The following is a 12255-nucleotide window of genomic DNA, read 5'->3' as shown; positions in this document are numbered from 1 at the left end:
ACCAAGGTATTTAGGATTGTAAGCTGCTTTCTCATGCAAGTAATTTGGACGATCTTTTTAGGCTTGTCAGCGTCGACTAGTCGCTTATACATCGGCATAAAATTGAGATGAAATTGTAAGCAGACATAGTGGAAAGAAGTAGCAACGAGCGTACACGATGTCTTCCACTTCGAATTTATCGTTTGCGCTGGAAGCTGCCGCTATCACAGTTCATCAGGGCGATATCTACAAGTTCAGCAATTTCTTTTCGATTCAATTTTTCTGGCTCAGGAAGATCACATATTAATGTATAAGTCAATGCAATTCCGGTTCCTTTGGTTTTCAACAATAGATCTTGTTTTTGCTGCCGATCAGGTACATTGGTAACCAGTTTATTCAGTTGCTTATCGATTCCTTGTAGCTCATTCTTGAATGGTGCTTGGAGTGGTCTGGGTAGGTTTGTGCAGTGATTTCGGAATCCTCTGAAGCCGATTATTTTGCATTGTACTCATTTCTAAACAATGACTTCTTACAGCCAGTCAGCTATAGGTCTACCTAATTTTCCTGGCTTTGTAGCAGGTAGTCTAGGCCTCATATCCTAATCAAAATGTGCGGTATCAATAGCGCCTAGTTTGTCAGTCTTGGCGAGTCATCCGACGGTCTAGGTAAAGCTTCATATTTGCGAAGGGGTGCAAGAGACAATAAGCAACCCCGCAATGTCAGAGACACATACGAATTCTATTCCAAGTCTCCCTGTAGATTCTGTTAATACTCTTCAAGGCTTAATAGGTTGCAGGTGCTTAATGCCACTTTTATCATTGATGGCACTAAAGTGCTGGCCAGTAGGCCTCACATAAATATCGAGTTCTCTACTGCTTGTATTAATGTCGACATTGATCTCTAGAGGTTCTATAAGATAAGCTATCTCCGACTTGCTATTCGGGTTCGATGCCCACATGACTATTCGAGTTATGCTTAGTGGGTGCTTATCACATTCATACTTGTTATCGCTATTTTATGAACTGGCTAGGCAGCGAAGTGTGATAAACAAGGCTTTCGGTGGCCGCTGAAGGTGGGACTCAATTTGTCCGTCCTTGAAAAGGACTTTCAACATCAGAATCAGGGAAGAACAACCATACAAGGTAAATTTCATAGGGAAGTGTAAACCTGTCACTTTGCTTGCAAAAATACACGAGTAAACCGCTAGCTTTGCACTGCTCGTATTTAGGGCATTAGCCTATCGACAATCGTTTCGAAGTAAATGTTGGAATGAAGGATATGAAAAATATAAAGCCATACTTTTTCTCGCTCATACTTACTGCATCTTTTGCGGCCAATGCCATAGTCATTCGTCATGATATTGAAGATAATAAATATCAAATTCCCGTATCTACCTTTCCGGCACTTGTTGACTTTCCAGGTGAAGGGCACGGTGTATTAATTTACCCTCAATGGGTTGTTACAGCTGCACATGTAGCTTGTATGCAGCATTGTATTGAGGAGATAATGATTAACGGCCTATCACGTACGGTGGAGACAGTAATTGTACATCCAGGATACAAGGAGCCACCTTCAACTCTTGTTGAAGATGCATTAGCCTCGGGTGACGGATCAAATTTGAGGGAGTTTTTGGCATTGTCCGATGATATTGCGCTTATTAAGCTTAAAGAGCCAATTGCCGATGTTGAGCCTATCTCTCTTTTTCTTGGTAGTGATGAGAAAGGCAAGACTGTCCAAATAATCGGTAAAGGGGCGACGGGCAATGGCTATGATGGAGTGGAGCCTCAAACTCCCCATCGAACCACTTTACGCCGAGCTTATAATGTCATTTCTAATGTAGATGCACGTTGGATTTCCTACAAATTCGATTCGCCAAAATCTGCTATTCCACTCGAGGGTGTGTCGGGTAGTGGCGATAGTGGAAGCCCCGTCCTCATTAAGGAAAATGAGAAATGGTATCTTGCTGGCCTTGCTTCGTGGATGTCTAGCGAAAAAGATCTTCGTACATATCATGGCCCATTTTACGGTGATCTCGGAAATAGCGTTCGTATTTCTCATTATATAGTATGGATCGAAAGCACCATATCTGCCGAGGAATAAAAATAGTGATCCACGCTGACGGGAAGCTAGCGAAGCGTTGATCGGCATGAGAAATAAGACTTACCTACGTTTAGTAGGCGCTCTGTATGGTTAAGATTAGGCCTAACAAGGGGCGTATCATGGGTAAGAAAGAACTCAGGCGTATACGAAGGGGGTTTGCAGAGAGGCAGTTTAGAGGGCGGCCAAGTCAGGGGCAACAATTGACCTGTAGTACGAAAACTCAGCGCCAGTTAACAGCAGATTTGTGGATTTAAACTGTTGCCTGATAAGCACCAAGAGTTAGGTGAGTCGTGCTCACGGATCTACATCGCTTAGCTTATACAACAGGAGCATAGACTAATAGTTCGCTCTGACAGGGCTGTGTAATATCGTTCGAAGAAATGCCAGGATCTCTTGTCCGAAAGCAAGTTCAAGCGGAGTATGAGTCGCCAAGCTGACTGTTAGGACAATGCCGCAATGGAATCATTCTTTAGCAGGCTAAAAGTCGAGTTAGTCTATGCCGGAACACCCGAAAGCGAAGAGCAAACAAAATCTGAGGTGTTTGAATATATTGAGGTTTCCTACTATGGAGTTCGTAGGCACTCTGCATTAGGCTATATGGGTCCAGTTGAGTATGTGAGCAAATGCACATAGTTAGAGCGTCTACTTTTTGTGGGAAAGTCCAAAGCCAATGGAAGGTTCGGGTTAAATGAAAGAAAGAAGATATTCAGAATTAGACTGGTTAAGAGTTTTTCTAATCTTGGCTGTATTCTTACATCATGTGTTCATGCCGTTTAATGGGGACGGTTGGCATGTGATGAATGGAAAATCAAGTAAGTTACTTGATGATATCATGGTGTATTTTGAGCAGCTAAGATTGCATACTCTCTTTTTTATCGCTGGAGTAGGTAGCCTGCTTTTTCTAAAAAAGATTAATACAAGAACATTTATCGTCAATAAGTTCCATCGGCTTTTTGTCCCACTAATTGTTGGCATGGTACTCATTGTGCACCTCAAAATTACTTCGAAAACATAAATGACTACACAAGTATAATTGATGCGTATCAGCATTTATCTCTAACATTTGAATCTAATCATCTTTGGTTTATCGAGTTCCTTATTGTGTTTATGCTGCTTGCCGTGCCTTTTAAGTCAGGGCTCGACAGCCAAGCGGGTAAAGCCTTTATTATCAGACTTGAGCGGCTAGCGTTATTTAAGCATGGATTGTTTTCACTTGTCCTTGTAGTTCTATTGTTGAGGTGCGGCCTTAAACTTCTAATGCCTGCTCAAGATAACAGTATTGATAACTTATCTGTATCGTTGTTTTTCTTGCTGTGTAGTGGTCTAATCCTTCCGGACACTTCGCTAAGATGGTAAAACTACCAAGCGAGGTGAAGTATGACAACAAAAGGTACACGCCGGTATTTCAAGCCGGAATTTAAGAAAGACGCCGTAGCGCTAGTCTCTGAGCAAGGGTATTCAATTTCTAAAGCAGCAGAGGCTGTAGGAACAACAGCCAATAACCTGCGACGCTGGATAAAGGAACTGAAGCAGGAAGAAGACGGTGTAAGGTTGGATGTAGGTGAGCGCGCAGAATTAGAGCGATTACGACGTGAAAATAAGCAGTTGCGGATGGAGAAAGAAATCCTAAAAAAGGCCAGCGCCTTCTTTGCGAAAGAAATGAAATAAAGTACAGCTTTATTGAAAAACAGCAAGGCAGCTTTCCTGTTAGGGTGCTCTGCCGGGTAATGCAGGTAAGTAAGACTGGCTATTACGATTGGTGTTGCCGTGGTAATAGCTCAATAGATGCTCAAACATGGCAACTATGCCATCGTTTGAAGGCCCTATTTGCAGAATCTAGACAGAGCCTCGGAAGTCGTCGGTTAATGAAGCTGTTACGTAAAGAAGGTTTTGAAGTCGGGCGCTATCGAGTCCGCAAGCTCATGAAAAAGCTAGGCTTGGCAGTAAAGCGTAAGAAGCGATTTACAATAACGACAGACAGTAAACATCACCTACCGGTCGCAGAGAACCTTCTGAATAGGGAGTTCTCACCGAGTGCTAAAAATCAAGTTTGGACGACTGATATTACATATATTTGGACTTCGCAGGGCTGGTTGTACTTGGCGGTAGTGATTGATCTCTATTCGCGCCGGATTATTGGTTGGCATCTAGATCGGAAGATGGAAACGGCCCTGGTAACTCGTGCGTTGATGATGGCTGTCAATTTGCGTTCGCCCCCAAAAGGCCTCCTGCATCACTCTGATCGTGGCAGTCAGTATGCCAGCCATACCTACCAAACGTTATTGAGTCAGCATGGGATGGTGTGTTCAATGAGCCGTAAGGGAAATTGTTGGGACAACGCACCGACTGAACGTTTCTTCAGCAGCCTGAAGCGGGAGTGGGTAACGGGAAACCTTTATCCGACAAGGGAGGATGCGGTAGCAGATGTAAGAGCCTATATTGCTTATTACAACTCACGAAGAATACATACAACACTGGGAGACCTAGCCCCTATCGAATTTGAGAAATGTGCTTAAAGAAGTGTCCGGTTGGAGTTGACCACAACACTGTTCTTCATGGCTGGTATGTGTTTCATGAGTAGTCCTAAAATATGGGAATCTATGACTAACAACCGGTCAATCAATTTAAAATGGTTCATATTTAGCACTATCCTATTTTATGGCTATTACTTTAAACCTGATATTAGTGAATACGTATCACTAGCGGTACGTTGGCAGCTTTGGTGGTTTGTTTGTACGCTTGTTTCTTGGTCTGGGCTGTTGGTATTAGTGGGGTATGCAAGTGCGCTCTTCAAGCAAATACCCAAATGGCTACATACCGCAAATGAATTGATTTATCCATTCTATATATTGCACCAAACAGTTATCGTTGCGCTTGCCTTCTATATAGTGCAATGGGATGCAAGTATTGCGGTAAAGTCAATGAGCCTATTACTTGGTGCGTCCCTTGTATGTATTTTGCTATGTTATTATGTCGTAAAGCCTATAGGTATTTTTCGTTATCTGTTTGGTTTAAAGTCAAAGCGTGTAGTTTATAAGAGTTTAAGTCAGCAGGGCGTTGTAAGCGATGCCTCAGTTTGAGGTGGTCATTTTTTAGATGATTTGTAGTTGCAAGCACCACTGAACACACATCTCAGAGAGTTTTTCTGGAAGCTAGCATAGCCGTTTCATTCGAGCGCCTACATTTTGAGCTAACAAGCTCCACAAGTTATCAGCGCTATTTGTCAGGGACTGTCAGGTAGTTAACTGAGAAGCAGAGTATGGTATTTTCCCTGTAAATCTATCTGACAGCGGTTAGCCAAAGGCGGTTGGCAGAGTATGTAGGTCGTTCAAAGGTTGTCGGCTGTAACCAGGCCAGGCAAGATCTCCCGGCCGGAGACTAGGTTGGACAGCCTACGTTCCTCTTTGACTGCCCTTTATTGCAACGTTATATGCATAGGTAGCAAAATTGAAAAAGCGTTCTTAATCCCATTCATATTGAGCATTTCTTATTACATTTCCTGATGTATATTCAGAGCTGCTAATTTGCACTGGGATAATGGCTACAATATCCCTGGCTTTCTGATACTAATACTTTCATACCCTTGGACCTTAATTACCATTTATCAGTCACCAATATTATTTATGGATAATTTTGTTGACTTTCACCCAAGAGCATTAATTTTAGATATCATTGCTAGCTTGGGTTTTAGTTCAATTTTTTACCAGTAGTTTACCTAGGTAGATTATGTGTTCGTAAAGCATATAATATGCTGGCGCATTTGAAAGCGAAGAGTAAGTAAAATCTGAAGTGTTTGAATATATTTAAATTTATTCAATAAGATTGATGGGCAATTCTGCATTGGGCAATGTAAGTCCATCAGGGCATGAGCGTAAATATACATAGTTAGAATGTCTACTTTTTGTGGGCATGACTAATGTCTTTCTAGTTAGGAGTAGATTTTGGAAATTAGGAAGCTTAATACATTGCGGGGATTAGCAGCTCTAATTGTTTTTGTTACCCATTCTAGCGACATTACGAATTGGCTTGATGGCGTATTGGGTGGCGGTTCTGGAGCATACGGTGTAATGCTATTTTTCTTGCTCAGTGGCTTTTTGATGTCATATCTCTATTTGGAGAAAGACTTCACAAAAGCCAACGTCACATATTATTTTTTAGCGAGAATGGGAAGAGTTTTACCTTTATACTTGGTTGTGGTAGTTGGATCTTATTTGCTATCAATTTCAGGTGACAATACTCTTTACAGTATACCTGATCTTAATGCGCTATTAGGTCATTTGCTGTTCTTGTATGGAGAGAGCATTCTATGGTCAATTCCACCAGAAATACAGTTTTATTTCATTTTTATAATTTTCTGGGCATGTGCTAGGAATCGGTCTGGTTATATTTATCTATCTATTTTCACTTTAATGATTTTACTATTTTTCTCCAATTTCCCGAGAATATATGGTGAAGTTTATGGTATTCCATATAATGAGTTTAATGTGCTTAGGAGTTTGCCGTTTTTCTTTGTCGGTGTTATATTCGGGATGAACTATAAATCTCTCGAAGTTCCGCGGTATCTTAGAAAGCACTGGTTTATATTAGCGCTTTGTTTAATTCCTCTGATGTATCCTGATTTAACAGTTATTACCTCTGATGCAAAACAGAAAATGTGGCTAAGTTACGAAGTGTTACTGGTAATGAGTTGTGTTTTCTTTTGTGTAGTGTTTTTAGTTCCGAATAATAATATTCTACTAGCTAATAGGTTTGGCGATTTTTTCGGGAAGATTTCATATTCTTTGTACTTGCTGCATATGCCAATTATTGTGCAAGTAAATAAATTAAATTTATCTGTTGAGCAAAAGTTGACACTATCTTTCTCTTTAAGTGTACTGGCTGCATACATTTCTTTTCATTTTTTTGAGAAGCCTATTGCTAAGAAAATACGAAGCATGTCATCTGACAAGTCAAAGCAAAGGACGAAACAAGGCTGCGCCTCTGCTAAAGGAGTTTGAAACCTCTTCTTATCGAGTAGATGCTTTCCTTTTGAATAGGATAGAAGAGTGCGCATAAAATAGTAAGTGAGAAACGTGTGATTGGATACGTATCAGAGCTCAAAGTTGGAGTTGTAGCTCCAACAGAAGATCTTCAAGTCGACATGGTTACTATTGCCAAATTAATGAGAGCGTATCCTGTGGTGATATTTACGAGGCGACAAATAACTTAAGTTATCGATACTGCCCAAATTCTAAGCATGGATAGGCAAATAAGGTTTGGCTTTCAGTTAGTAAATATATAATCAGACCTAATTACCACTTATGCTAAGCCAATTTTTAGCAACCTTTCTGGCATCGGTGGTGTCCGAAGAGAGACGTAAATCAATCTTGGAATGAGTGCCGACAAATCAAACCTCCGATTAAAGCGATATTGAAATTCTGCCAAATAGCGCTGTGCATATTTCGGCCTAATAGCATGGTAAGTGCTACGTAGCGCACTCTTTAAATTACCAAGTACTGTATTTACCCAATAGAACTCAGGCTCTTCAACAGAAGCTCGGCCACCACCACAAACAATTTTGTCATGTACACAACCGGCCTCCTTAATGGCATTGAAGCATGGAAGACCATCTGAGATGACTGTGCTGCCACTGCAAAGGTACTTTTTACTCCAGGTTGAAATTTCACTGCTTTTGAAGCCCTTGATAATTGAGAGCTTAATACGGGTTGGGCGTCCCTCCTTGGTTGTTTCAACGGCCGCCACAAAGGGAGTTTTACCCTTGGCTCCGCGCCCGGGCTTGCATCCAGTACGCTCACCACCGAGATAGGCATCATCTAGTTCAATAAAACCGGACAGTTTGTATCGTTGGTCTCGCTCCATCATCACTTGCATGAGTTTCTGCTTCATACGCCATGCTGCGTTGTAAGAGATACCTAGATGTCGAGATAGCTCCATAGAGGAAATGCCCTTCTTATCCTGAGTAATCAGGAAAATACCGAGAAACCAGGTGGTGAGGGGGAGCTTCGTGGAGTCAAAAATTGTACGAGAGGTAATCGATGTCTGACGCCGACAATGGTTACATTGCTTAAGCTTGCGATAAGCGAGGTCGCAATGCTTGTCATGCCCGCAGTGAGGACAACTAAAGCCATTGGGCCAACGCCACTGCGACAGTGCATCGAAGCACTGTTCCTCGCTGCCGTACATTTTGAGGAATTGGGTCAAACTAATACCCTTCTGAAACTGTACCTTGTTGCGAGCCATGGCGTATTCCCTTGCAGATCAACGAGATAGCTGTATTTATATACAGTTACGCATAACTTAGCAAGAGTGGTAATTAGGTAATCAGATGACTTACTGAATGTTAGTTAACAGTTCTTGCAAAAGCTCTCAGTGCAGTTAGGTGGATTTATTTATAGCTTTCCTTGCAAATAGAATCATAGAAATATAGATGGAAACTGACAAGGGCGCTCAGTGCTTTATCTCTGCCGCCCTTGCCACTAGCGATAACTCATGCAATTAAGTTGTACTCTAATTCTTAACTGCATACCACAATGAACTCGATGTATTATTAGAATTGTTAATTATGCTAGTCCTCAGGGGGTGGCGGTGGTGGTGGAGGGGGCGGCGGTGGTTCGCTAGGGCTGTGCGGTGCGAGGGCAATTAGTAGAGTAACAACGCAGATTGCCTTCATTGTGAGGCCGCCAAGCAAACAAAAAATTAAAGCAAGAGAGTCGTCGTGAAGGTAGGTTAAGACGGGAAACAGCTGTGGTCTTTCCGGTGGTCGACCTTCCTGAATAGCCTCAACTAGGCGCTTTCCTTCTTCACTAATTTCTATTCTGCTTACAAGTGCTTGTCGAAGAGTTAAGAGCCATTTCTCCGTAGTGCCATACTTATTTAATCCCTCTTTAAGAGCTGTCGCCAATGTTTCATCGACCTCTGTATTGGCGCGTATCTTTATCAAAAGAGAATCCGCATCAAGCCTTAGAATTTCTGAAAGACTCTCCTTGAGTTGATCAAGAGATTCAAGTGCAGTCTGAGACGCTTCAATCATGCACTCAAGTGATTGAAGCATATACAACGACCAGACGTCTAATGTCCCGGAGGAAGTTAGTAACTCATCGTAGTATTTTGAATCTACCGCGAGACTATCTTCAATCCGTGTTGCTGCAAGGATTTTAGCGCGAAATGATCGATAAGACTTAAAGTCCCTGGCTGTCGTATCTGTTGCAGCAATCGTTGTTGCTGCCGTAAGTTCCATTATGTCTTCCATTGTCCATTTCCATTGTCCAATATGATTTAATAATGCGGTGGGGACAGTAATTATTTTATGTGGGCCAATCAAGCTGTTGTAAGGTTTTGTAATTTCCGTCATTGGCGGATAGAGTAACTATTATGTGTTTGTCATTTGGTCTTTTGTGACAATAAACAGTGAAGGGTTTAAATTATAAGTATTGTTTATTTCTGTTGTGAGTAAATTGAGAGCTCTTAAGTTGAATTTGATATATTGTTAGCTTAAGTAGTGATTCTGCAGTTGTAGATTTTGTTAATTGTTTAAGGTGGGTTTACCTTTGAGGTCTGAGTAAGGTGCTGCAGAAGGTAACCTTATTGTCTCAAGCTTGCCTTAATCGCTTTAGAGGCTGTTTTTAATAACTTTTGTAAATTTATCCGGCTAAGAATTCTCCTGTAATCTTTTGGTGCTGTGTTTTAATTGTGCTTTTGTAAGCCTTTATATCCAGCGTGTTATGATTTTTATGGGGACTTCACTGGAGTAGCTTAGTTGAGTAGTTGTTGAATCCTGGTGGAACTTAGAAGTCGGCGAGTCTGTGGTTAGTTTGGTGGATAAGTTTACATGCTTTTGGGGGGGGTGTATTTGATCAATCGGTGGTATAGCTTTCTGGGGTGGGAAGTATTCTGTTTTATAAAAACACAGAGCCCAAAGGGCCCTGTATTGTTTCGGCTAGTATGAGTCAGATTGCTTGAGTTCCTGGATTATTATTTATCCACCAAGAATTTTCCATGGATCGCTTGTATTTTTTTGAGTTTGATCAAGCAAAACAGATACCTGTAGTTAAGAGACGTATTAATAGTTGTCATTCGTTAGAACTTTACGGGCTGATCGTTTCAATTTTTAAGGCGTTACAAGGCTAAAATTACGATCAAATTTATCAAATAACCGCCCGAATTTTATTAGGGCCAAAGGATTTCCGCTTACCTTGAGTCGACCATCTTTGATTAGAGTAGGGGCGCCTACTAACCCGCTAAACATCATACGTAAGTCGGTACTGTTCAGAGCGAGGCTGGCAGAGGGCTCGCTACTGTGTCGGCCGGGGTAGCCGTGCAGTACCCCATTTTGCACTACGACTAAGTACTTTTCTCCAGTGTCAGTCATATCGATATTTAAGCGGATATCTGCATCTGCCGCTTTCTCACCGTTAAGGCGCACCGCCATCGCGTCGAAAAGCAGCTGGAGAGGGACTCGCGCTACTATTTCTTCATCGGGCAGTATTTCTTCACGGTATTCGATACCATGACGCAATTCCTTGGCTCCGGAGAGATAAAAGTTGCGCCAGATACCAGATTCTGACTGATAGCCGAGTTGCTCTAGGCTGTCAGCCAATAGGTAACGGGCTTGCTCGTTCTCAGGTTCAGCGAAAACCAAGTGCTTTAGCACCATGGCTACCCAGCGATAATTGCCCAGGGCAAAATCCTGTCGGGCCCGAGCCATAATGGCTTCTCCCCCCCCCATGTAGTCGATGTAGTGCTCTGCAGCTTCTTCCTGAGGAATAGGGTGGAGGTTTGCTGGGTTGCCATCAAAATAACCCAAATAGCGATTGTAAACTGCCTTGGCTCCAACATTGACAGTTCCGTAATATCCTCGATTGGCCCAAGCCTGAGAAAGGTTCTCGGGGAGCTCAAGGCGCTCTGCAACTTCGACCATATCGTAACCGTGGTTAGCTAGGCGCAGTGTTTGGTCGTGGATATATTTATAAAGATCCCTCTGCTTAGCCAGGTAATCCATAGCTTCATCTTTGCCCCAGGTGGGCCAGTGGTGGCTGCTGAAAACCACCTCGGTCTTATCGCCAAATTTCTCCATGGCGTACTCAATATAGCGACTCCAGGCCTTGGCATCGCGGGTTTTCGCACCACGCAGAGTGTAAATATTATGCAGTGTATGGTTGGCGATCTCACTCATGCAGAGTGCGTTAAATTGAGGGAAGAAAAACACAATCTCTGCGGGTGCTTCGGCCCCGGGTGTGTTAATGAAGACGATGTCCACTCCATCAACTGTCATCTCTGCACCGGTTTCAGTAATCTCTATTGTTGGTGTAGCTATTCCGTGCTCACCATCTGATACCCGGTTGCCTAAGCCGGATGAGACAAAACCCTCCGGACTGGAGGGCAGCAAATTTCCAAATTGGTATAACGCACGGCGCTGCATCACATTCCCGGTGCGCACATTCTCGCTAATCGCCTCCTTAGCAAAACCCTCTGGTGCAATAATGTCGATAGAACCGCTCGCGAGCTGTTCTTTAGTCAGAACTCCAGTTATACCGGCGAAATGGTCTGCGTGGCTATGGGTAAAAATAACGGCACTTACCGGTTGCTCTCCTAGTGCCTTGTTGGCCAGTGCAAGTGCTGCGGCTGCAGTCTCCGCAGAAGTGAGAGGGTCGATAACAATCCAGCCGTTTTCACCCTGCACCAGAGTCATATTGGCCAGATCCAGCGAGCGCACCTGATAGATACCATCTACCACTTTGAACAGGCCGTTATTCAGGACGTTGAGCTGGGCCTGACGCCAAAGGCTGGGGTTGACGGTATCAGGAGGGGTGCCTTGTAAAAATTGCATCTGGGATAGGCCATAGACTTCCCGACCTTCGGTATTTTTCACTTGGGCGCCGGGAATAGATTCAATAAAGCCTCGTTTAGCCAGCAGAAAATCAGTTTCATCGCCGAAGGGGAGTTGTTTTGCCAGGGATCTATTGTGGGAAATAGTTGCCTTGGAGGCGGGTTTGATCTCGGTATTTAAATTTTCTGTGTGAGTTTTCGGTTCACTACCACAGGCAATCAAAAAGAAGGACAGCAACCACATCAGTATCAGCGAGCGCATTGAGACTCCCCAAAATCGGTGTACATGAAACTTCATTTTTATACTGGGACAGGGTTTTTATTGCCCAGAGTGGCCTTAGCTTCTCCCAC

Annotated in this window: 10 protein-coding genes; 6 read left to right on the top strand and 4 right to left on the bottom strand. The window is 42.9% G+C overall.

The annotated features are described in order from the left end of the window. Positions 1-175: 175 nt before the first annotated feature. Entirely contained in the window at positions 176-325 is a 150-nt protein-coding gene (locus ACJJIQ_RS10880) for a hypothetical protein (protein WP_445364601.1), read from the bottom strand. 932 nt (positions 326-1257) lie between these two features. On the opposite strand from ACJJIQ_RS10880, the gene ACJJIQ_RS10875 reads away from it, so the two are divergent. The 6 genes from ACJJIQ_RS10875 (at position 1258) to ACJJIQ_RS10850 (ending at position 7076) form a co-directional block, all read left to right on the top strand. Beyond that, a complete protein-coding gene (locus ACJJIQ_RS10875; RefSeq protein ID WP_445364600.1) occupies positions 1258-2079 on the top strand; it encodes a trypsin-like serine protease in 822 nt (273 codons plus the stop codon). A 456-nt stretch (positions 2080-2535) separates the two neighbouring features. Then, positions 2536-2712, top strand: a complete 177-nt coding sequence (locus tag ACJJIQ_RS10870; protein WP_445364599.1) for an IS3 family transposase — start codon at positions 2536-2538, stop codon at positions 2710-2712. Positions 2713-2767: 55 nt separating this feature from the next. Then, positions 2768-3094, top strand: a complete 327-nt coding sequence (locus ACJJIQ_RS10865; RefSeq protein WP_445364598.1) for an acyltransferase family protein — start codon at positions 2768-2770, stop codon at positions 3092-3094. 362 nt (positions 3095-3456) lie between these two features. Further along, a protein-coding gene (locus ACJJIQ_RS10860; RefSeq protein ID WP_445354143.1) for an IS3 family transposase occupies positions 3457-4595 on the top strand; the annotation gives its coding sequence in 2 pieces (ribosomal slippage) (positions 3457-3706 and positions 3706-4595; 1140 coding nt in all). Positions 4596-4652: 57 nt separating this feature from the next. Continuing rightward, on the top strand, positions 4653-5159 hold the full coding sequence (locus ACJJIQ_RS10855) for a hypothetical protein (RefSeq protein WP_445364597.1): 507 nt from the start codon (positions 4653-4655) through the stop codon (positions 5157-5159). Positions 5160-6020: 861 nt separating this feature from the next. Beyond that, positions 6021-7076, top strand: coding sequence for an acyltransferase family protein (locus tag ACJJIQ_RS10850; RefSeq protein ID WP_445364596.1), 1056 nt, complete (start codon positions 6021-6023; stop codon positions 7074-7076). A 301-nt stretch (positions 7077-7377) separates the two neighbouring features. Here the strand turns inward: ACJJIQ_RS10850 and ACJJIQ_RS10845 are convergent, their stop codons facing one another. The 3 genes from ACJJIQ_RS10845 to ACJJIQ_RS10835 all read right to left on the bottom strand — a co-directional run bounded on the left by ACJJIQ_RS10845 (position 7378) and on the right by ACJJIQ_RS10835 (position 12166). Next, positions 7378-8319: an IS1595 family transposase gene (locus ACJJIQ_RS10845; protein ID WP_445362153.1), complete on the bottom strand. Its 942-nt coding sequence runs from the start codon at positions 8317-8319 to the stop codon at positions 7378-7380. A 325-nt stretch (positions 8320-8644) separates the two neighbouring features. Next, entirely contained in the window at positions 8645-9328 is a 684-nt protein-coding gene (locus ACJJIQ_RS10840; protein ID WP_445364595.1) for a hypothetical protein, read from the bottom strand. Between the two features lie 858 nt (positions 9329-10186). Then, a complete protein-coding gene (locus ACJJIQ_RS10835; RefSeq protein ID WP_445364594.1) occupies positions 10187-12166 on the bottom strand; it encodes an alkyl/aryl-sulfatase in 1980 nt (659 codons plus the stop codon). Positions 12167-12255 lie beyond the last annotated feature (89 nt).

This window comes from Microbulbifer maximicatervae (SeqCode), from assembly GCF_052468295.1.
Note: the sequence above shows the minus strand (reverse complement) of the source record. Positions and strands in the feature narration are given on the sequence as shown.